Source organism: Streptomyces novaecaesareae (genome assembly GCF_000716875.1).
Taxonomy (GTDB): domain Bacteria; phylum Actinomycetota; class Actinomycetes; order Streptomycetales; family Streptomycetaceae; genus Kitasatospora; species Kitasatospora novaecaesareae.
In genome coordinates this window covers 1-22,097 of sequence record NZ_JNWQ01000040.1, presented here as the reverse complement: position 1 = coordinate 22,097, position 22,097 = coordinate 1, and the positions used below count along the sequence as shown (strand labels likewise).

The 22,097-nt window shown below is 71.4% G+C and carries 16 protein-coding genes and 1 pseudogene; 13 read left to right on the top strand and 4 right to left on the bottom strand.

Going from position 1 to position 22,097, the window contains the following annotated elements; genetic code table 11:
* The first annotated feature begins 43 nt into the window (after positions 1-43).
* The 4 genes and pseudogenes from OP86_RS17375 (at position 44) to ltrA (ending at position 4,647) form a co-directional block, all read left to right on the top strand.
* A complete protein-coding gene (locus OP86_RS17375; RefSeq protein ID WP_030062057.1) occupies positions 44-520 on the top strand; it encodes a hypothetical protein in 477 nt (158 codons plus the stop codon).
* Between the two features lie 981 nt (positions 521-1,501).
* Positions 1,502-2,079: pseudogene (locus OP86_RS34870) on the top strand (transposase); the annotation flags it as partial.
* 62 nt (positions 2,080-2,141) lie between these two features.
* The gene (locus OP86_RS17365; protein ID WP_051830196.1) at positions 2,142-2,672 is read left to right on the top strand and encodes a CbrC family protein; all 531 of its coding nucleotides are present in this window, start codon (positions 2,142-2,144) and stop codon (positions 2,670-2,672) included.
* A 613-nt stretch (positions 2,673-3,285) separates the two neighbouring features.
* Positions 3,286-4,647, top strand: a complete 1,362-nt coding sequence (ltrA, locus tag OP86_RS17360; RefSeq protein ID WP_157849765.1) for a group II intron reverse transcriptase/maturase — start codon at positions 3,286-3,288, stop codon at positions 4,645-4,647.
* Positions 4,648-4,807: 160 nt separating this feature from the next.
* Here the strand turns inward: ltrA and OP86_RS17355 are convergent, their stop codons facing one another.
* Genes OP86_RS17355 through OP86_RS38135 form a run of 3 tightly spaced genes read right to left on the bottom strand, consistent with a single transcriptional unit; the run spans position 4,808 to position 6,073 of the window.
* A complete protein-coding gene (locus tag OP86_RS17355) occupies positions 4,808-5,002 on the bottom strand; it encodes a DUF397 domain-containing protein (protein ID WP_033332236.1) in 195 nt (64 codons plus the stop codon).
* Positions 5,003-5,028: 26 nt separating this feature from the next.
* Entirely contained in the window at positions 5,029-5,166 is a 138-nt protein-coding gene (locus OP86_RS34865; protein WP_245231789.1) for a DUF397 domain-containing protein, read from the bottom strand.
* Positions 5,123-6,073, bottom strand: coding sequence for a helix-turn-helix domain-containing protein (locus tag OP86_RS38135; RefSeq protein WP_030062063.1), 951 nt, complete (start codon positions 6,071-6,073; stop codon positions 5,123-5,125). The genes OP86_RS34865 and OP86_RS38135 overlap by 44 nt, the downstream gene beginning before the upstream one ends.
* Positions 6,074-6,233: 160 nt before the next feature.
* On the opposite strand from OP86_RS38135, the gene OP86_RS17345 reads away from it, so the two are divergent.
* From OP86_RS17345 to OP86_RS17310, 8 genes are all read left to right on the top strand, one after another.
* Positions 6,234-6,656 carry an ATP-binding protein gene (locus OP86_RS17345; protein WP_078653588.1) on the top strand — a complete coding sequence of 141 codons (423 nt, stop codon included), beginning with the start codon at positions 6,234-6,236 and terminating at the stop codon, positions 6,654-6,656.
* A gap of 15 nt (positions 6,657-6,671) precedes the next feature.
* Positions 6,672-7,250, top strand: a complete 579-nt coding sequence (locus OP86_RS17340; RefSeq protein ID WP_033332235.1) for a hypothetical protein — start codon at positions 6,672-6,674, stop codon at positions 7,248-7,250.
* Positions 7,251-7,731: 481 nt separating this feature from the next.
* Entirely contained in the window at positions 7,732-7,974 is a 243-nt protein-coding gene (locus OP86_RS17335) for a hypothetical protein (protein ID WP_033332233.1), read from the top strand.
* A gap of 20 nt (positions 7,975-7,994) precedes the next feature.
* Positions 7,995-8,780 carry a helix-turn-helix domain-containing protein gene (locus tag OP86_RS17330; RefSeq protein ID WP_030062463.1) on the top strand — a complete coding sequence of 262 codons (786 nt, stop codon included), beginning with the start codon at positions 7,995-7,997 and terminating at the stop codon, positions 8,778-8,780.
* A gap of 95 nt (positions 8,781-8,875) precedes the next feature.
* Positions 8,876-9,286: a sigma factor-like helix-turn-helix DNA-binding protein gene (locus OP86_RS17325; protein WP_033332231.1), complete on the top strand. Its 411-nt coding sequence runs from the start codon at positions 8,876-8,878 to the stop codon at positions 9,284-9,286.
* A 296-nt stretch (positions 9,287-9,582) separates the two neighbouring features.
* Positions 9,583-10,131, top strand: coding sequence for a hypothetical protein (locus OP86_RS17320; protein ID WP_030062464.1), 549 nt, complete (start codon positions 9,583-9,585; stop codon positions 10,129-10,131).
* A 40-nt stretch (positions 10,132-10,171) separates the two neighbouring features.
* The gene (locus OP86_RS17315) at positions 10,172-11,167 is read left to right on the top strand and encodes an aldo/keto reductase (protein ID WP_030062465.1); all 996 of its coding nucleotides are present in this window, start codon (positions 10,172-10,174) and stop codon (positions 11,165-11,167) included.
* Positions 11,168-11,229: 62 nt separating this feature from the next.
* Positions 11,230-12,066, top strand: a complete 837-nt coding sequence (locus OP86_RS17310) for a DUF4253 domain-containing protein (RefSeq protein WP_051830187.1) — start codon at positions 11,230-11,232, stop codon at positions 12,064-12,066.
* A 16-nt stretch (positions 12,067-12,082) separates the two neighbouring features.
* Here the strand turns inward: OP86_RS17310 and OP86_RS17305 are convergent, their stop codons facing one another.
* Positions 12,083-13,885 carry a glycoside hydrolase family 35 protein gene (locus OP86_RS17305; protein ID WP_051830186.1) on the bottom strand — a complete coding sequence of 601 codons (1,803 nt, stop codon included), beginning with the start codon at positions 13,883-13,885 and terminating at the stop codon, positions 12,083-12,085.
* A 266-nt stretch (positions 13,886-14,151) separates the two neighbouring features.
* Between OP86_RS17305 and OP86_RS17300 the strand changes: the two genes are divergently transcribed.
* Positions 14,152-22,011, top strand: coding sequence for a LamG-like jellyroll fold domain-containing protein (locus tag OP86_RS17300; protein WP_157849764.1), 7,860 nt, complete (start codon positions 14,152-14,154; stop codon positions 22,009-22,011).
* Positions 22,012-22,097 lie beyond the last annotated feature (86 nt).

Sequence of the window (22,097 nt, the reverse complement as noted above, 5' to 3'; positions counted from 1 at the left end):
GGCTCGCGCCGCCCATCGAAGTCGCACGGAATCGAGGGAAACCATGCGTACCTCCGCACGCGTCGCGGCGCTGGCCGCGGTGACCGCCATCGGGCTCGGCACCATCGCCACCGGCACCGCCCAGGCCGCGCCGGCCACCACCCAGGCCGCCCGGAGCACCACGGTCCACCTGCACAACGGGACCGGCTGCACGCTCTACCGGGCCGACTACTCCCTGGCCCACGGCATCTGGACGCAGGCCCAGGAGCCGCCGCAGACAGTGGGGAACGGCTGGGGCGCCGTCTTCCAGTCGGAGAGCAACGGGTTCATGACCGGCACCGAGGGCACGGTGACGTTCAGGACGTACGACTGCGAGGAGGGCTGGCGCAACGGCAGGGCCGTCGTCCTGCACTGGGCCAACCCGTATGCCGGTTCCAACAGCTACGACGAGGCCGGCACCGACCTCGGCGCCTTCCGCACCACCCGTGACGGCGGCACCGGCAACAACGCCGACGTCTACTGGGGCGTGTGGAAGAACTGACCCCGAGCGGGCCGGAGCGGATAAGTACTCTGAACTGGGGAAAAGGGGCGATTCGGGGGTAGGTTATGGGGTCCGTTCAATCTGTCTGTTCCACAGTGAGTGACCCCACCGCTCCTACAGGCAGCAGCTCGTGCCCGTCATCTGTCGGGGCCCCTCCCTACTTTCCTCCTGGCTGCCGTCACCCAACGTGACTCGCTCCGGCCACCATCGAAGAGCTCGGATCACGCCAAGGATCAGGTCGCTCGCATACGGTCGACGATCCGTCATAATGGCGGCCCCCTTGTGCGGCTCCCCAGCCCACTGTTGCAATGGCCATTGCCGGGGTAGCGGTTCCCGGTATGCCGTGCCTGCCCGACTCGGAAACACCAGGCCAGGGAGGGTCCATGCGAATCCGAAACAGGCGCACAGGGATCGACCGGCAGGAGCCGTCAACCGTGCGGCGTCAAGCGCGCCGCACGATCCTGGCGGGAAGCGGTGCATTGCTTGCTCTCACAGCCCAGTTCAGCGCAGGGGCACCGGTGGCCCACGCGGCCTCGGCTGCGGCGTGTGCCGCGAGCCCGAGCACAGCGAACTGTGACGGTGCGGACGCCGCAGCCGACGGAGGCGCCTGTCTCAACGGCTCGTTTGTCGTACAGAGTTACCCGATCGTCCCGCACTTCGACGAAAACTATGGCCGCGGGCCTGTGGCCGCCAAGGTCGAGTTGTGGTGGTCGCCGACCTGTCAGACTAACTGGGGGCGCATCGTGTCCACCGGCTACTCCGGCTTCGCCACGGTCTTTGTCTGGCGTCAAGCCGACGGAGCTCACCAGGCGTACAGCAACCGGTTGGAGAGCTCCGGCTACTGGTCGGCGCTCTACAGCGACATGCTCTATTCGCCTGGGCCGGCACAAGCATGTGCTGACGACGGGGCGAGTTGGGGAGGCTGCGGCTTGTGGGTCTAGCGCGTGACTCGGGGGCAATGTCAGGAGCGGCCATCGCCGCGTGCGGCTGGAACCTGGCGCCGACGTCGCCGCCGTCACGGCCGCCCAGCTCCGGGACGTGGTCGTGCGCCTCATCGCCGCTGGCAAGTGGCGCGAGGGCGACCGGGAGATCCTGGTCGTTCTCGACTCCGGTTACGACGCCCCGCGCATTGCCAACCTGCTGACCGGGCTGCCAGTGCAGATCCTCGGTCGGCTCCGCTCGGACCGAGTCATGCGCCGTCCGACGCCGCCCAGGGTCTACAACCCGCAAGGCGGCCGACCGCCCAAGCACGGTGGCGAATTCGTCTTCGGCCAGCCCAATAGATGGGGCACCGAGCAGGCGGTCACGACCACTGAGACCCTCCGGTACGGGACGGCGGTCGCGCAGGCTTGGGACCGCCTCCACCCACGGCTGACCCGCCGGGCCGCCTGGCTCGACCACGACGGTCCGCTGCCGATCATCGAGGGCACCGTGATCCGCCTGGCCGTCGAGAAGCTGCCCAGCGGCGGGCGAACAAGCCGGTCTGGCTCTGGTGGTCGCGCACGGGCGCCACTGGCGAGGACGTCGACCGCTGCTGGCAGTCCTTCCTCCGGAGATTCACCAAACCTCGACGGACCGGCTCATCCGAGCAGCCGGAGCAGCGGTGATACCGTCGCTGCCCGTGACAGAGCCGCTTCCCGTGTTTCCGTACCATCCCGACCCGGTTGGCACCGGCGCCATCATCCAGTCCGACGCGGAGTGCAGCTGCTGCAGCCGGGCACGCGGCTACATCTACACCGGCCCCGTCTACGCGGTGGAGAACCTCAGCGGCCGGCTCTGCCCCTGGTGCATCGCGGACGGCAGTGCCGCCGAACGTTTCGAGGCCCTGTTCACTGACGTCCTCGACGACATCCCAGTGGACCGACTCTTCGCGATCACTCAACGCACGCCCGGATTCAGCGGGTGGCAGCAGGAGCGCTGGCTGGTCCACTGCGGAGACGGAGCGGCCTTCCTTGGAACCGTCGGAGCCGCTGAACTTACCGACCACCCCGAAGCATGGGCATCACTTCGCGAAGAACTCGGCCACGGGCCCTGGTCCTTGTCACAGGCCGAGCAGTACCTCAAGGCACTGACCAAAAGCGGTCAGCCGACTGCCTACCTCTTCCGCTGCCGGGCCTGCGGCAGCCACCTCGCATACTCAGACGCCACGTAGGCCCGGGCGAGAGGTTAAACGTCAAGCGTACGTCCAGCAGCTCGGGCATCGTCCCAGTTCAGAGGAGGTGGAGAGGATGTAACCGGGCGTCAAGCTCAGGGCAGCCAGCCGGTGTGAGTCCGGTCCGGGGAGACGCCAGGGTCCCCGGTAGCTGACTCCCGGCGTCGTTCGAGAGGGCGGCGTCGAAGTGGAGTGACAAGCGTCCTTCGGGGGCGTGCGACCGGCCAGTCCGCAACATCAAGTGAAGCCTGCAGCGCCGTCATTTAACCCCCGCCCCGCTGGGGTGGGCCAAGGAGGAGCCGAGCCTGTGCTTGAAGGGCGAAGGCCATGGAAGGCGTCCCAGATCCTGGAGCGGGCGCTCAAGAACCTCCCGGCGTAAGGGGCGTGGAATGGTCGGAGGGTTGTCCTGGGAACTGGAGAGGGCCTCCTCGGCCCCGGGATTTGCGGCCCGGGAAGCGTGGCTCGCCTATAACCGGCGGAACCGGGAAGTGGCGGGCTGTCGAGAGGCAGTCGGAGGGGGTCGTAGTAGTGCCGATCGGCGGGACAACACAACCCGCCGGGAGCGAAGGGCCCCTGCTTCATCGATGCGTGACACGAACAAGGAGGGGCCCGGGTGAGTGCCGAAACGGCTATGTCCGCCCGCCGGGAGGACACAGGCCGCGCCGAGCGGCGTCCTCTGGACAAGGTCCGAGCCTTGCAGTGGACGCTCTACCGCTGTGCCAAGCAAGAACCCGAACGCCGGTTCCATGCCCTGTACGGCCACGTCCTCCGCATGGACGTCTTGTGGCGGGCGTGGTCCAGCGTGTGTGCGAACCGGGGCGCGCCGGGCGTGGACGGCGTGTCCGTCGACGCGGTGGCCGCTGCCGGGGTGGAGACGTTCCTCCAGGACCTGTCGGAGCGGTTGCGGACGCATACGTATCGTCCGTCGGTGCTGCGGCGGGTCCAGATTCCCAAGCCGGGGCGGTCGGGGGAGTTGCGGCCGCTGTCGATCCCCACTGTGGCGGACCGGGTGGTGATGACGGCTGCGAAGCTGGTTCTCGAACCGGTCTTCGAGGCTCATTTCACCGACGCGAGTTACGGTTTCCGGCCCAAGAGGTCGGCGATCGACGCGTGCGAGGCTGTGCGCGTCGCGGCGAACCAGCGGCAGGAGTGGGTGTTCGAGGCTGATATCCGGGACTGCTTCGGGACGATTGATCACGAGGCACTCGTCGCTCAGGTGGCGAGGCGCGTGGCGGACCGTCAGATGCTGAAGCTGATCCGGTCGTGGCTGCGGATGGGAGTGCTGGAGGGCGGGGTGACTTCTCCGACCGGGGCGGGAACTCCGCAGGGTTCACCGATTTCTCCGTTGCTGGCCAACATCGCCCTGCACGTTCTCGATGAGGTGTGGCAGACGCACGGCCGGCGGCTGGGGACGTTGGTGCGCTATTGCGACGACTTCGTGGTCCTGTCGCCGACCAGGCAGCGCGCTGAGCAGGCGCGTGAGCTGGCGGCGGTCGTGCTGGGCGGGCTCGGGATGCGGTTGCATCCGGAGAAGTCCGGCATCGTCTGCCTCACCCGGGGCGGGCAGGGTTTCGATTTCCTCGGATTCCATCACCGGAAGGCGGAGTCGTGGAAGTGGCGGGGCAGGTTCTACCTGCAACGCTGGCCCTCGGCACGGGCGTTAGGGGTGCTGCGGGACAAGGTCCGTGCGGCGACCTCCAGGTCCCGGACCGAACGGCCGGTGGCCGCCGTGGTGGCCGACCTCAACCCCGTCCTTCGGGGTTGGGCCGCGTATTTTCGCAACGGGAACTCCGGGCGGAAGTTCAACGCGGTCGACGGCTACGTCCACGAGCGGCTGGCGATCTTCGCCAGCCGGAAACACGGACTCGCGGGCCGGAACTGGACCACCCGTTACACCTATGGGTGGATCACTCGGCTCGGGGTCTACCGCCTGACCGGGAACGTGCGCGGGGCGACGGTGCATGCCAGCCGGTGAACGATGTCGGAAAGCCGTGTGCGGGAGAACTGCATGCACGGTTTGAAGCGGCGGGGACTGGAAACGGAGCATCAGCCACCGCGCCAGTCCCCGACCCTACTAAGCATCAGGGGCGGGGCACCGAATGGTGCCCCGCCCCCCTGCGTCGTTGAACTCCCGGTCAGCCCTCGATCGGCAGGTCGCCAGCCCGGATCGCGGCGATGAAGGCTTTCCATGCGGCAGTCGGGAAGGCAAGGACCGGGCCGTGGGGGTCCTTGGAGTCACGGACGGGGACGAGGCCGGGGAATCCGGGGGCTACCTCGATGCAGTTGCCGCCGTCGTTGCCGCTGTAGCTGCTCTTACGCCAGGCCAGCATCGCCAACTACTCCTCTGGAGACGGTGTTACGTCGGAAAGTCGCCCTCACGGACGGCCGCCACAAAGGCTTCCCACGCGGAGGCCCGGAAAACGAGGGCCGGGCCGTCGGGGTCCTTGGAGTCACGTACGGGAACGAGGTCCGGGAATCCGGGGGCTACCTCGATGCACTCGCCCGCGTCGCCAGCGCTGTAGCTGCTCTTGCGCCAGGCAGCCTTCCTGAGATCGACGTTCTGCATAACGGTACTCCTCCATCGCTTCGGCGATCAGGGCGCGAGAATCCGCTGGCGAGAGTACACCGGTCCGCACCATGTCGAGTTCTCGCCTGGACTCCTCAACAACTGACGGCGCATCGCTGAAGTGTCCGCGATACAAGCTCTCCGAGTACACCCACTCTCGCCCGTCGGGCATCAGCATCAAGACCATTGAGGTAGCCGGCGCTGCCGGCACTGCGCGACCAAACGGCACCACCTCAAGCACGATGTTCGACCGCTCAGTCACTGCGAGCAGGTGCTCCATCTGCCGCCTCATCACGCCCGGACCACCGATGACCGTACGGATGGCACTCTCATCCAACACCACCATGAGCGTCGGCCCATCGGCCACCAGGAAGGGGCGCTGCCTGTTCAGCCTCGTCTCGATCCGCTCTTCGAGCAGCCTCGGGTTGTTGCGTGCGTTTCCGATGGAAAACATCGCGCGAACGTACTCCTCGCACTGCAGAAGGCCATTGATCCGAGAGTACTGAAGCACCCGAATCGCCAGAGCTTCCTCCTCCAGCTCCATGAACTTCTCGAACCAGTCCGGGCTTTCGATATCCGCCTGCCAGTCCACTCGCTCCCACAGGCGGACCAGCAGGCCCCCCATGGCCAGCACCTCGTCGGCTCTTTCCGCTGTGGCCCGGTCCATCGGCCTCTTGCCGCCCTCGAACCGGGTGATCACCGTTCGGTGGCAGTGCAGGAGCTTGCCCAGATCCTCCTGGGTGTAGCCGGCCCGTTCACGCGCGAAGCGGAGCGCTTCGCCGAACATCTCTGCCGGGCTCGACGTCGGCCTGATCTCAAGGCGCCGATGTGCCATGCGTTTCCCCCTCAGGTGCCACGGGTCTCACCACACTGTTTTGGTCGCCACCGTAGCTCTGACACCTCGATGATTGATGCCGGAACGCGATCTTTTGCTTGCACAGCGTCACATCGCGCCCCTTCTGTACGCCCCCTTCCGCCCCCGAGGTAACTTCGCCATGCTCGCGCCCCGCCACCCCCGCACGTTCGCCGCCCGCCTCGACTCCCGTACGGACTCCACGCCGCTCGCCCGGCACCTCCTGCGGGCCTACCTCGCCGCGCTGCCCACCGGCGAGTGCTACTCCGACGTCGCCGAGCTGCTCCTCGGCGAGCTGTTCGCCAACGCCGTCCAGCACTCCGACGCGCCCGACGACCGGCACATCGAGATCCGCTTCGCCCTGGTCAACTCCCGCCTGCGGCTGGAGGTGCACGACGCCGGCAGCGGCCGCCCCTCCGTCCGTGTCGTCTCCGCCGACGAGGAGTGCGGGCGCGGGCTGTTCCTCGTCAACGAGCTGGCCGAGCGCTGGGGTTGCTGCCCCCGCTTGGGCGGCATCGGCAAGTTCGTCTGGGCCTTCGTCGCCCCCGCTGCCATCGCGGTCTGAACGGAGGCACCCACCATGCGACTTGCCCTCACTGCCCGGCACCTCCTCGACACCGGCCGCACCCCCGCCCAGGCCTACGCCGCCCTCGCCCGCCGCACCGGCCAGCCCCTACGCGCCGCCCGCGCGCTCTGCACCGCGCTCGGGATCCCCGCCGCTGAGACCGCCCGCCGCCTGGACGACATCTACGACGTCCTGCTCGCCAACCCCCGGCCGAACTCCGAGGCCGACACCGGGGAACTCCTCGAAGCCCTCGGCGTCTTCGACGTCCCCAAGCCCCTCACCCCCACCGAGCTCGCCGTCGTCGACCTCTTCCTGGTCGCCGTCGACGCCATGGGCGGCATCCGCCCCGGCCACCGCCACGGCCTGGACCGCTGGTTCACCACCGGCAACCTGGCCACGGCCTACCTCTCCCTGATCGCCGCCCGACCCATGCCCCGCACCGGCGACCCCACCCGCTACTGGACCGCCCTCGTCACCGCCGGCGAACTCCTCACCACCACCCCCAACCCCGACACCCGCATCAAGTTCGCCCTCCTGCGCTGCCGCGACCACGCACGGAAGGCCACCCAGGCGGCCCAGGCCGCCCACCCGTAGACGCAGGAAGTCGACCCCGCCGACTTCTCGCGCGGCAGCGCAATGCAGAGAGACCGCCTCGGGCCGCTAGGGCCGGGCGGTCTCTGCTGTCCGGACGGGCCCATGCGCCAACACGGCCCGCTGCCGATGTTCCCGAGATTGTTGGAGTGAACAGCGCCCCCCGGGTTCCGGACCCGCAGGTCCTGGTGACGCCGCTGCAAATCGTCACATCCGGCCAGGACGGCTTACAAGAGGACGCTGCACAAAGGCGCATCAAAATCCGGTTTCAAGTCGCTGAACTGCCCATTTCTGGTAGGGAGTTCACGAGATCACGGGCGGAGGTCGGGACGGCGGCGCATCAATCTGCGCGATGTTCACCGAACCGATTGGGAATCACCCGTTCGCCTGACAGAGTGTGATCCCACCGGGCACCCAGTGCGACGCCAACCGCGCGAAGTACCCGTTCGTTGGAGTGGACAGTGATAAAGAGGAGGGTTCCTCGATGTCGAGGAAACGAAACCGGCGCGCCCGCATCCACTGCGCGGCCGGCGCCCCGAAGCCCGCACGCCCGCGCCTGCCCTGGCCGCCCGCTGCCGGTGAGACGGCCGTGGTCGTCGTCGTGGTCGTCCTGACGGTCGTCCTGACCGCGGCACTGGTGGCGACCGGCATGTCGGCCGGCGCCGCTCTCGAACTCGCCACCAGCGGCTGGCTGTTGGCCGCCAGACTGCGACGGGAGCGGGCCTAGCGGGGGAGCGTCTGCCTGCGATGGGACGCCGAGAGAAACCGATCGAGGCGACCGAGCCGGCGCTCGGCCGGCTGGCCGCATGGCTGCGCGAGCAGCGCGAACAGACCGGCCTGACGTACCGTCAGCTCGCCGATCGGACCAACTACCACGCCACCACCCTGCAACGGGCCGCCAGCGGCCGCTCCGTACCGAGCTGGAAGGTCGTCGAGGCCGTCACCCGCGAATGCGGCGGCGACCTCAAGACGGCCCGGCGCAAATGGTCCCAGGCCAACTACTGGGCCCACGTGCCCCGACCCTCCGGGACCCGGCGACTGCGGGCACCCCGGCGGGTCGACCCCGAACAGGTCGACTCCTTCGCCGACCTGCGCAGGGCGATGCACGAGATGCGCCGCAAGGCCGACTGGCCCTCCCTGAAGGAACTGGACCGCCGGGCCCGCGCCAGAGGCAGACGCCTGCCCTCCAGCACCCTGGCCCTGGTTCTCAAGGGCGAGGCCCCGCTGCACAAACCCGTGTTCCTGACCTACATGGAGGCCTGCGACGTCAGGGAGGTCCGCCGCACCCTGTGGGCGGCGGCCTGGGACCGCACCAACAACGCCCGCATCCCGGTCCCGGTCAACTCCCGCATCCACCATGCCGAGTTCGCCCGGGCCATGCAGTCCTCCAGCGGCGGCACCTCGACGGACATCCTGTTCCGGCTCTGGGTGATGCTGCGCAACAGCCTGGCCGCCGAACGGGCCGACGACCCCGGCCACCCCGCCGCACCGGGCCGCGAAGGCACCGACGACAACCCGCCGGTACCCGTGTGACCAGGCCCGCGGACGGAGCGCGACACCCGCGCTCCGTCCGCGGACCGGCACCCACCCGCGCACCCGCGCACCCCGCGCCACCTCGGGACACCACCATGCCGACACCACCACGCCAACCGGCCGCCCCCGGAGCGGACCTGGGCCTGTGGGCGCTGCACGACCTCCACCTGCGCCACTACCTGGACTACGCCGCCCTGCTCCTGCCGCCCGCCGACGCGCCACTGGCCGTCCGCGACGCCTTCGAGGAACTCGGCGGCCACTGGCTCGACGCCCTGGCCACCGCCAGCCCCGCCGCCTGCGCCTGGCAGGCGGTACGGCGCCGCGTCCGCGCCCTGGCCGGGCCGCGACCGTTCGGCCCCGTCGCCCACCTCACCGCCACGCAACAGGACGTCCTCCTGCTGCACCTGGTCCTCGACCTGTCCGCCGCACAGGTCGCCGCCCTCACCGGCACCGAACCCGCCACCGTCCACGTCCAGCTCCGCTCCCTGGCCACCGCCCGCCGCTGACCGCCCACCCGCGCGGGAAGTCGGCGGGGCCGACTTTTGGTGTGGTGCTGGTGGCTGGGTTCGGTTGGTGGTGGGGGGTGTTGGGTGGAGGTGGGCGGTTGCGTGGGAAGTCGGCGGGGCCGACTTTTGGTGCGTAGCCGGGATTCAGGCGGGGGTGTGTGGGTGGAGGTGGGCGGCTGCGCGGGAAGTCGGCGGGGCCGACCTTTCGGGTGGCTGAGCCGTGGGGCGGGCGGCGGCCGTAGACGTGGAAGGGGCGCCCTCTGCCGGAGCGGGCGCCGCGGCGTCAGGAGGCAGGCATGCTCAGGTTCCACGGCGCGTGGCGGATCACCGTGGTCGGCCGCAGCGCCGACTTCGACCAGCGGGCGGTCGTGCGCAGCCCGTACGGCGCCCGGGTGCTCGCCGGGCGGGAGGGGGCCGTGCTGGAGGTGGACGAGGAGAACTGGACGCTGTCCCTGGAGCACCACCTGTGGGGGCGCAGCTGGCAGCCGAACCTGCGCACCACCCCCGGGCCGGTCACCGAACGCGACGGTGTGCGCAGCCAGTTGCTCACCAGCAACGACTGTCACTGGCCGGGCAAGCCGCTCGACTACGTCAACTTCGTGCTGCGCCTGGACCAGGCCCTCGCCCCGGCCGTCGTGCCGGGGCGTGCCGCCCGCGAGGCCGGGGCGCCGATCGCCGCGCCGGTCCAGGCCGTCCGCACCTCGTCCTCGGGGTACCCGGAGCCCGGGCGCGTCGTCCCCGCGCACACCGTTACACCCGCGCATACCGTCACACCCGGCCACGCCGCCGTCCCCGCGTCCCGGCCGGGGGCCCGTGATCACGGGCGGCTGCCGGCCCGCGGCTAGAGTCCCAGGTGAGCACCGTCGCGCCCGAGGAGACCACGCCATGCCGACCGACCACACCACCGCAGCAGTCGCCCGCCCGCAGCCCGCGCGGCTGGGCCTGGGCACCGCCGCCGTCGGCCGGCCCGGCTACATCACCCTCGGGCGCGACGCGGACCTGCCCGCCGAGCGCACCGTGGAGGCGCTGCGCGAGCGCACCCACGCCCTGCTCGACGCCGCGTACGCGGCCGGGGTGCGCTACTTCGACACCGCCCGCTCCTACGGCCGCGCCGAGGAGTTCCTCGCGCAGTGGCTGGACGCCCGCCCCGAGGCGGCGGCCCAGGCGACGATCGGCAGCAAGTGGGGCTACACCTACACGGCGGGCTGGCAGGCCGAGGGGGTCGCCGCGCACGAGGTCAAGGAGCACTCGACGGCGGTGTACGACCGTCAGATCCGCGAGACCCGGGCCCTGCTCGGCGACCGCCTGGACGTCTACCTCGTCCACTCCGTGGTCCCCGGCAGCCCCGCCCTCACCGACCCGGCCCTGCACGAGCGCCTGGCCGCCCTCGCCGCCGAGGGCGTGCGGGTGGGGCTCTCCACCAGCGGGCCCGCCCAGGGCGACACCATCCGCGAGGCCCTCGCCGTCACCGTGGCCGGCCGCCCGCTGTTCGCCGCCGTCCAGGCGACCTGGAACCCGCTGGAGACCTCCGCCGCCCCCGCCCTCGCCGAGGCCCACGCGGCCGGCTGGCTGGTCGTCGTCAAGGAGGGCATGGCCAACGGCCGCCTGGCCGGGCGCAACGCCACCGGAGCCGACACCGCCGCCCTGCGCGCCCTCGCCGCCCGCACCGGCACCACCCCCGACGCCCTCGCCCTGGCCGCGGCCGCCGCCCAGCCCTGGGCCGACGTCGTCCTCTCCGGCGCCGCCACCCTCGACCAGCTCGCCTCCAACCTCACCGCGGCCGACGCACGGCTGACCCCGCAGGACCTCGCCGCCCTCGACGGCATGGCCGAGCCCGCCGAGGAGTACTGGCGCACGCGGGCGTCCCTGCCCTGGGCCTGAGCGGCCGTCGTCGGCCCGGTGTCGTCGGCCCGTTGTCGGTGCCCGCCCCTACGGTGGGCCGCATGCGCCAGCCCCCGGACCTCGCCGCCGCCCTCGCCGACCTGACCGTCCCCCTCCCGCCCGGCCGCCTCGTCGTCGGAGAGGAGGGGGACGGGCGGGCTGGGGACGGGCGGGAGCCGCTGCTGTGGATCAGCGACGCCCCCGCCCCCGCCGGGCTGTGGGCGCAGCTGCACCGCGCGTACCCGCAGAGCGGGCTGTGGCCGCTCCTGCTCAGCCCGCTGGACGACGCGGACCCGGACTTCCGGCCCTGGCTGTCCGGCGAGCTGTACCCGGGCGAGGCCTGCGGTCTCGCCGGGTACGACCCGGCGGCTGTGCTGCGCGAGTGGTGGGAGCCGGGTGAGGGCGTCGATCCCGAGGACGTCGATCCCGAGGACGTCGAGGAGGAGTCCGAGGTGCTCGCCCCCTACGGCGCCGTCTGGCCCGGTCTCGCGCCCGCCGCCGCCGTTCCCGGTGGGGCCGCCGACGCCGAGGCGCGGGGGCTGGCCGACGTGCTGCAGTCCGTCAAGGACGTCCGCCTGGGCCTGGTACGGGCCGGCAGCGGCGCGGAGGCGTTGGCGGTGTGCGGGTGGAGCGGCCCGGCCAACCACGCCAGGACCGCCAAGATCGCCGCCGTGCTCGCCGACTGGGAGCGCCGCTTCGGCGCCCAGGTGGTCGAAGTCGGCTTCGACACCCTGCAGTTGAGCGTCCCCGTGCCGCCCGCCACGCTCGCCGAGGCGCTCCCGCTGGCCGCCGAGCACACCGCCGCCTGCCCCGACCAGGTCCACCAGGGCGCAGGTTCCCTCACCGCGTACGCCGAGCAGCTGGTCGACGCCCACAGCTGGTATTTCTGGTGGGACTGACCGCCGCGCCGGGCGGTCAGTACTGGGAGCTCGGCGCCGCCGTGGTCGGTCCGAGGTCGGGCCGGTCGCGCAACTCCAGTGCCCGGCCGTGCCGTTCGAGTTCGAGGACGACCAGGTCGTTGCCGCCCGCCCGCCACAGCGGTGCGGGGGCGTAGAGGGTGCGCTGGGGGCCGGCGGCGCAGTAGCGGCCGAGCAGGAAGCCGTTCAGCCACAGCAGTCCGCGGCCCCAGCCGGGCAGGGCGAGGAACGCGTCGGCGGGGGAGGGGAGTTCGGCGGTGTAGCGGTGGAAGGCCGGCTCCCCGTCCCGGGCCTGCGCCTCGCTGTGGGTGAAGCGCAGTGCGGACAGGTCGGTGAGCGGCAGCGGGTGGATCTCCCAGCCGAACAGCCGCTGGCCGCCGTGGGAGACGCCGCGGGTGATGCCCTTGCGGTCGTCCATCTGCGGGCCGTAGTTCACCCGGCCCAGTGCCTCGACCAGGATGTCCAGGGTGGCTCCGCCCGCGCCGGTGGCCAGCGGCAGGGTCGCGCCGGGGGAGTTGCGGTCCAGTACGCCCAGCGGGCGCCCGTCGGCGAACACCTGCGCCCGGTCGGCCAGTCCGTCGATGCGCAGCGGCAGTTCGGGGCGCGGGCCGGGCACGTGGGTGCGGTAGTGGATCAGGCCGCGGTCCTGGCCGAGCCGTTCCATGGGCAGCGGCGCGGCGTGCTGCTGCGGCTGGGACAGGGCGTCCAGGTTCTCCAGCAGCGCTGCCTGCCCGTCGGCGCCCTCCAGGCGCTGCGGCGCCACCCGGGGCGGGGCGGCGGGCAGTTCACAATCGGAAGGCTTCGGCTGCGGCAGGTAGCGGCCGATGACCTCGCGCAGGGCGTGGAACTTCTCGGTCAGTTCGCCGGCCTCGCCGATCGGCGCGTCGTAGTCGTAGCTGGTGACGGTCGGCTCGTAGCCGGCGTCCAGCGGGTGGGCGCCGCTGTGGTTGGCGCCGGCCCACAGGCCGAAGCTGGTGCCGCCGTGCGCCATGTAGAGGCTGACGGAGGCGCCGGTGGCGAGCAGTTCGTCCAGTGCGGCGGCGCTCTCCTTGGCGTCGCGCACGTGGTGGGGCAGGCCCCACTGGTCGAACCAGCCGATCCAGAACTCCATGGCGGTCAGCGGCCCTTGGCTCTGGTGGCGGCGCAGTACGGCCAGGCGTTCGGGGGCGCGTGAGCCGAAGGTCGCGGTGGCCAGGTGGCCGGGGATGGCGCCGCCCTGCTGCATGGTGTCGTGGGCGCCGTCGGTGGTGAACAGCAGGCAGTCCACGCCGCGGCGCACCAGCCCGTCGCGCAGGTGGCGCAGGTAGGCGGTGTCGTCGCCGTAGCTGCCGTACTCGTTCTCCACCTGCACGGCGACCACCGGCCCGCCCCGGCTCGCCAGCAGCGGCAGCAGTTCGGGCGCCAGCGCGTCGAACCAGCCGTCCACTTCGGCCAGGTACGCCGGGTCCGCGCAGCGCAGCCGCAGCCCGTCCACCGCGAGCAGCCGGGCGGGCAGGCCGCCGAACTCCCACTCGGCGCAGATGTACGGGCCGGGGCGCAGGATCACGTCCATGCCCAGGCCGCCGGCCAGGCGCACGAACCGGGCCAGGTCTCGCCAGCCGGTGAAGTCGAAGCGGCCGCCGGGCAGTTCGTGGAAGTTCCAGGGCACGTAGGTGTCCACGGTGTTGACGCCCAGGGCGCGCACCCGGCGCAGCCGGTCCTCCCACAGGTCGGGGTGGACGCGGAAGTAGTGCACCGCCCCGGCCACCACCCGGTGGGGCGCCCCGTTCCGTACGAACCCGTCCGCGTCGTACCCGAGCATGTGCGCACCCCGCCCTTTCCGCAGGAGACCCCGGCACGGGCGAGCCTAGCTGGGCGCGATCGCCTGCGGGGGCGTCACTTCGGGTGTCCGGTTCCCTGCTGTGCGTGTTTTTCCCGTACCGGAACGTGATCTTCCGCACATGAAGCTATTTGTCTCTTTATCTGCCTACTGACGGTCAGCTATACCTACTGCCGTTTCATTTGCCTTCCTATGACCGTCTGGTGGGTTCCCGAGTGCTGCGCCGTCCCCTGGCAATCCTGCTGGCCATGACCATGGTCGTCCTCGGAACAGCGCAAGGGTCGGCCGCCGCCGAGACCCTGCTGCGCCGCGCCGCGGCCGCCGCACCCGCCGACCCCGGCCCGCGCCCCAAGCAGCCGCAGGGCAGCGCCGAGGGCCACGGCCACGCCGCCACCACCGCCGCCACCAGCGCGAAGGACGGCTCCGGGCACCCCGCCGCGGCCCCCGCCCCGGGCGAACTGCCCGAGGACAAGCCCGCCGCGCCCGCCCAGAACGTGGCCCCGCAGCAGCCTGCGCCGCTGCCCGCCACCGAAGCCAAGGTCACCGACAAGCCCGTCGCCAAGCCCGCCGGCAAGGTCGACCCGGCCAAGAGCTTCGACCCCGCCACCAGCAAGGAACTCCCCGAAAAGCGCACCGCGCAGCAACGGACCTTCCAGAACGCCGACGGGACCTTCACCACCCGCAGCTACCCCGAGCCGGTCAACTTCCGCCGCGCCGACGGCTCCTGGGCGGCCATCGACACCACCCTGATACCCGCCGGTACCGCCACCGCCGGCCGCGCCGCCCCCGTCCAGAACGACTGGACCACCACCGCCGGCGAGCAGCAGCTCAAGCTCGGCCTCACCGCCGACGCCGACCCGCTGGTCCAGCTCCAGGTCGCCGACGGCATCTCGGTCGGCTACAGCCTCCAGGACGCCGCCCCCGTCCAGGGCACCGCCGACGGCAGCCTCATCACCTACCCCGAGGCCCGCCCCAAGGCCGACCTGACCGTCCTCGCCGGAAGCTCCTCCTTCAAGGAGACCCTGGTCCTCAAGGACGCCACCGCGCCCACCGAGTGGGTCTTCCCGCTGCGCCTGCAGGGCGTCACCGCCTCCCTGGACGCCGACGGCTCCGTCCACTTCACCGACGCCGCCGGCACCCTGCGCGGGCGCATGCCCGCCGGCTGGATGCAGGACTCCGCCTTCACGCCCAACACCGAGGAAGGCGCGATCACCGGCGGCGTCACCTACGCGCTCGTCCAGCTGCCGGCCGGCGGCCAGGCCCTCAAGGTCACGCTGGACGGGGCCTGGCTGCACGCCCCCGAGCGCGTCTACCCGGTCAAGGTCGACCCGACGGTCTCCCGGGTCCAGGCCAACGAGAGCACGTACGCGTACTCCAACTACAACATGGACTTCTCCGGCGACACCGTCCTCAAGGTCGGCACCAACGACGGCGGAGGCCACCAGGCCTCCTCGTTCATCAAGTTCGGCGGCATCGAGGACTCCCTCAGCAACGCCAACATCCTCGGCGCCCGCCTGAGCCTGTTCAACGGCTGGTCCTACAGCTGCACCCCGCGTACGGTGACCGTCCACCAGGTCACCTCCTGGTGGGCGCCCTGGTCCGTGCGCGCCACGAACGCCCCCGCCACCGGCCCCGCCCTGGCCGCCCCCTCCTTCGCGCACGGCTGGCGCCCCAACGCCTCCAGCGCCTGGGCCTGCCCGCAGGCCTGGGAGTCGATCGACCTCGGTGCCGACGGCCGCAACCTGGTCAACTCCTGGACGCACCACTGGACCCCGAACTACGGCCTGGCCGTCAAGACCGACGTCTGGGACAACTACTCCTGGAAGCAGTTCGGCAGCGTCAACAACAACGGCGGCCAGCCCGCCCTGGACGTCACCTGGTCCCCCTACGGCGCCGACTACGAACTCTGGGGCCTGCAGCAGCCGGTGACCGCCACCCAGGACGGCATCGTGCGCCTGCGCGTGTGGAACCGCGGTTCGGACACCTGGACCCCCACCAACAACTACAAGATGTCGTACCTGCTGTTCGACCAGTGGGGCAACAACATCACCAACTACGGCACCAACATCGCCTGGACGGCGATGCCCAACGACGTCCCCCCGGGCGGCAGCGCCGTCGTCGACGCGCACATCCGCGCCCTCCCGCAGGGCGCCTACACCGTCGCGTTCACCATGGACCAGTACCAGGTGAGCAACTTCTACGCCGACGCGGGCGTGCCGACCGTCAACATCCAGATCTCCTCCGTCAACGTCCCCCCGTACATCACCCGCCTCGCCCCGCCCTCGGGCGCGGTCGTCTACCAGCTCCAGCCCACCCTCACCGCCGAAGGCGTCGACCCCGACCGCGCGCCCTACCCCGAACTGGACTACAAGTTCCAGGTCTGCCGGGTCGTCGGCGCCGACGCCCACGTGGACTGCAAGGAGACCGACTACCTCAAGCGCCAGCCGCGCTTCGTCGTCCCGCCCGGATGGCTGACCTGGAACGAGCAGTACGCCTGGTACGCCAAGGCCGGTGACGGCGCCGGATCCAGCCCCTGGACCGAGGCCTCCTACATCCGCACCGTCCTGCCGCAGCCCAACCAGTACAGCGCCGCCGCCGACGCCGGCCGCAGCGTCAACACCGCGGCCGGCAACTACACCACCGCCGCCACCGACGCCGCCCTGCCCACCGTCGGCCCCGAACTGTCCGTCACCCGCAGCTACAACTCCCTCGACCCGCGCACCGACGGAGCCTTCGGCGCCGGCTGGTCCACCTCCTGGGACATGCGCATCCAGGTCGAGTCCAGCAACTGGCTCGCCCTGCCCGGCAACGTCCTGCTCACCGCCGCCAACGGTTCCCGCGCCCGCTTCGGCTGGGACCCGGGCAAGAACGCCTACGTCCCCGGCGGCGGCATGGCCGCCGACCTGCGCAAGGCCGACGGCGGCGGCTGGACCCTCACCGACCGCGCCGGCACCGTCCACACCTTCGGCGCCGACGGCAAGCTCACCCGCATCACCGACACCGCCGGCCACACCCAGGACCTCGTCTACACCTCCGGCCTCCTCGTCCAGGTCAAGGACACCGCCTCCGGCCGCGCCCTGAACCTCAACTGGACCGGCAGCCACGTCACCTCCGTGACCCCCGCCGGCTCCACCGGCGGCTGGTCCTACCAGTACGACGGCGATCGCCTCACCAAGGTCTGCCCGCCCGGAGTCGACCTCGCCGCCCCCACCGGCTGCACCGCCTACGACTACGGCACCGGCTCGCGCTACCGCACCGCCGTCCGCGACGCCGGCCCCGCCGGCTACTGGCGCCTCGGCCAGGCCGACGGCAGCTCCCTCACCAACGACGCCCAGGTCAGCGACCGCGCCCCGGCCGAAGCCCGCGACACCACCCCCGGCACCGACGGCGCCCTGACCGCCAGCGGCAACCAGGCCCTCACCTTCAACGGCCGCTCCACCAGCTACGTCGAACTGCCCAACCGCGCCATCAGTGCCTCCGTCAACCGCAGCGTCGAACTGTGGTTCCGCACCAGCTCCGCCGGCGTCATCCTCACCTACCAGAACCGCGCCATGGGCGAGACCCCGTACAACGTCGTCCCCGCCCTGTACGTCGGCACCGACAACAAGCTGCGCGGCAAGTTCAACAGCCCAGGCGCCCCCGTCGCCAGCACCAAGGACGTCACCGACAACACCTGGCACCACGTCGTCCTGGCCGGCGCCCGCGACAACACCGCGATGTTCCTCGACGGCGCCCTCGTCGGCACCACCCCCGGCGACATCGACCACCTCAACATGGACCGCGCCTACCTCGGCGGCGGCTACACCGGCAACTGGGCCGGCAACTACCCCGCCAGCAACGGCGGCTGGTCCTGGTTCACCGGCCAGATCGACGAAGCCGCGATCTACGACTACCCGCTCACCGAGCAGACCGTCGCCGAGCACTACGCCCTGCGCACCGGCAGCGCCCAGCTCACCAAGACCACCCTGCCCAGCGGCCGCCCCAGCGCCCAGGTCACCTACGACGCCACCACCGAGCGCGTCACCAAGGTCACCGACGCCGCCCTCGGCGACTGGAAGCTCTCCGACCCCACCTACAGCGGCGGCTCCTTCCTCTACAGCAACGCCGTCAAGGCCTCCGGCCCGGCCGGCTACTGGCGCCTGGGCGAACGCGACGGCGCCACCGCCGCCAGCGAGGTCGGCAACGGCCTGGCCGGCACCTACGGCGACGGCGTCACCAAGAAGGCCCCCGGCGTCTTCGCCCCCACCGACGACACCGCCGCCCGCTTCGACGGCTCCGCCAAGTCCCAGATCGAGATCCCGCAGGACGTCCTGCACGCCAAGACCGACGTCGCCGTCGAACTCTGGTTCAACACCACCACCCCCGGCGTGCTGATCGGCGACCAGAGCCGCACCATCGACGATCCGAACGGCGTCGGCGGCACCTGGACCCCGGTCATGTACATCGGCTCCGACGGCAAGCTGCGCAACCGCTTCTACGGCACCGCCGACACCACCATCGCCTCCCCGAACGCCGTCACCGACGGCACGTGGCACCACGCCGTGTTCTCCGTCCAGGGCACCGTTCAGACCATCTACCTCGACGGCCGGATCGTCGGCGTGCAGAACGGCACCGTCGACTACCAGCAGAACAGTCACACCTACATCGGTGCCGGCACCGCCCGCTTCTGGCCCGCCAGCCCCGGCGACATCAGCCACTTCACCGGCAGCATCGACGAAGTCGCCATCTACCAGCACCCGCTGACCGACAGCGACGTCGTCGCCCACTACCGCGCCCGCAGCGCCCAGGTCAGCGGGCAGGGCACCGGCTACCGCGGCTCCGTCGTCGCCGACTCGCCCGGCGGCTACTGGCGCCTGGACGAGACCGGCGGCACCACCGCCGCCAGCGAGGTCGCCGCGCTCAAGGGCAACGGCACCTACACCCCCGCCGCCAAGCCCGGCACCACCGGCGTGTTCGGCCCCGGCGACGGCCGGGCCGTCGAGCTCAACGGCACCAACACCTCCTACGTCGAGGTGCCCGCCCAGATCCTGCGCAGCCAGACCGACCTCGCCGCCGAAATGTGGTTCCGCACCGGCGGCACCGGCATCCTCCTGGACCAGGCCAACAACGCCAGCGGCAACACGGTGCCCGTCCTGTACGTCGGCACCGACGGCAAGCTGCGCGGCATGTTCTTCGGCGCCAACAACGGCCCGATCACCACCGCCGGCACCGTCACCGACGGCTCCTGGCACCACGTCGTGATCAGCGCCGCCCAGGGCACCCAGTCCCTCTACCTGGACGGCGCCCTGGTCGGCACCGCCTCCGGCACCGTCAACCACCTCGACATGGACCGCGTCACCGTCGGCGGCGGCTACCTCGGCAACTGGCCCGCCGGCAACGGCGGATGGTCCTGGCTCACCGGCCAGATCGACGAAGTCGCCATCTACCAGCACCCGCTGTCCGCCGACCGCGTCGCCGCCCACTACCAGGCGCGCTCCGCCTCCTCGGCCACCGAACTCGCCTCCCGCGTCACCCTCACCGACCCGGCCGGCAACACCACCACCGACATCCACGACGCCACCCGCGGCAACCGCCTCATCTCCCGCACCGACGAAGCCGGCAACACCACCAGCTACACCTACGACACCGGCGGCTTCGTCCACACCGTCACCGACCCCAACGGCCACTCCACCGTCAGCGGCCAGGACGCCCGCGGCAACACCGTCTCCCTCACCACCTGCCGCGACGTCAACTCCTGCTGGACCTCCTACACCAGCTACTACTACGACCCCGCCAACCCGCGCGACCCGCGCAACGACAAGCCCACCGAGACCCGCGACGCCCGCTCCGCCGGGCCCGGCGACACCACCTACCGCACCACCGTCGCCTACAACACCCTCGGCCTGCCGCTGTCCACCACCCGCCCCGACGGCCGCACCACCCGCACCAGCTACACCACCGGCACCGAACCCGGCTACAGCGGCGGCACCACCCCCGCCGGCCTGCTCGCCAGCGAGACCACCGCCGCCGGAGCCGTCACCAGCTACACCTACTACTCCACCGGCGACCTGGCCCGCACCACCCTGCCCAGCGGACTCACCCTCACCTACGGCTACGACACCGCCGGCCGCAGGACCTGGACCACCGAAACCTCCGACGCCCAGCCCGCCGGCGTCACCACCACCTACGAGTACGACCAACTCGGCCGCCAGACCGCCCAGACCGGCCCCCAGGTCACCGACGCCGTCACCGGCGACACCCACCAGACCAAGACGACCGCCACCTTCGACGCCGACGGCCGCCCCACCGCCAGCACCACCGCCGACATCGTCGGCCTCGACGGAGCCCGCACCACCACCAGCAGCTACGACAGCGCCGGCCGCCTGGAGAGCGACACCGACGCCATGGGCGGCGTCACCCGCTACGGCTACGACGCACTCAGCCGCCGCACCTCCGTCACGGACCCCCTCGGCCAGGTCACCCGCTACACCTACACCCCGCGCAGCCAGCCCGCGACCACCGTCGTCGAAGGCTGGAACGGCGACGGCAAGGGCGTGCGCGACCTGACCACGGAGTCCCGCGCCTACGACCCCGCCGGCCGCCTGGCCACCCTCACCGACGCCATGGGCGCCGTCACCGCCTACACCTACTTCGACGACGGCCTGCCCGCCACCGTCACCGCCCAGAACGTCACCCAGGCCGACGGCAGCACCCACCCCATCGTCCTGGAAGCCGACGAGTACGACGGCGCCGGCCACCTCGTCAAGCAGACCACCGGCGGCGGCCGCACCACCGCCGTGCGCACCATCGACCCCTCCGGGCGCCTCACCCAGACCGTCCTCGACCCGGCCGGCCTGGCCCGCACCACCACCCTCGGCTACGACGCCGACGACCGCGTCACCACCAGCACCATCAAGGTCAGCGACACCGAGAACAGCGTCCAGACCAGCACCTACGACACCGCCGGGCGCCGCACCCGCAGCCAGCTCGCCTCCTCCGCCGGCGGCCCCACCGCGGTGAGCACCTTCAGCTACGACCAGCGCGGCCTGCTCACCGCCACCACCACCCCCAACGGCAACGCCCCCGGCGCCGACCCGGCCGCCTACACCAGCACCTACCAGTACGACGTCCTCGGCCGTCAGACCGCCGCCACCGCCCCGCCGGTGGCCGCCGAGAGCGAAGGCGGCGCCGCCACCACCGTCCGCCCGACCACCACCACCGGCTACAACGCCTTCGGCGAAGCCGTCCGGGAGAAGGACCCGCGCGGCAACACCACCCTCAAGCAGGTCGACAGCCTCGGCCGCACCACCCAGATCAGCCTGCCCACCTACTACCAGCCCGGCTCCACCTTCCCCTACGGCTCCATCACCACCTTCGAGTACGACAAGCTCTCGCGGGTCACGGCCACCACCGACGGACTCAAGCGCAGGACCACCTACGCCTACGACCGCCTCGACCACCGCGTCCAGACCGTCCAGCCCAACACAAAGGGCGGCTTCGGCACCCAGCCCCCCTTCTACGACACCCCGCCCACCTCGACCTCCACCTGGACCCCCACCGGCCTCCGGCTCTCCGCCACCGACCCGGTCGGCGCCCGCACCGAGGCCACCTACGACGAACTCGGCCGCGCCCTCACCGCGACCACCGTCGAACGCCAGCCCACCCCCCAGAACCTGACCACCAAGTTCACCTGGGACGACGCCGGCAACCGCACCTCCGTCACCACCCCGGCGGGCAACACCAGCAGCTCCACCCGCAACCCCGCCGGCGAAGCGGTCACCACCACCGACCCGATGGGCCGCGTCAGCAAGGCCGAGTACGACGGCCTCGGCCGCACCGTGCGCGTCACCGCCCCCCTCGGCGAATCCGTGCGCACCCGCTACGACGCCCTCGGCAACCCCGCCGCCACCGACGACCTCGACGCGGCCGGCACCGTCCTGCGCACCACCACCGCCGGCTACGACCTGGAAGGACGGGCGCTCACCACCACCAGCCCGGCCACCGGCGCCGTCACCAGCACCGCCTACGACGCGCTGGGCCGCCCGGTCAAGCTCACCGAACCGGTCGCCACCGGCCAGACGATCACCACCACCCTCGGCTACGACGCCGCCGGCAACCGCACCTCCTAATGCTGTTGTCAAGCAGCCGCTGTGACCGGGAGTCCGCGTTGGAAGCACTGTCCGTCACGAATGAGAGCCCACAGGACGTTCACTCG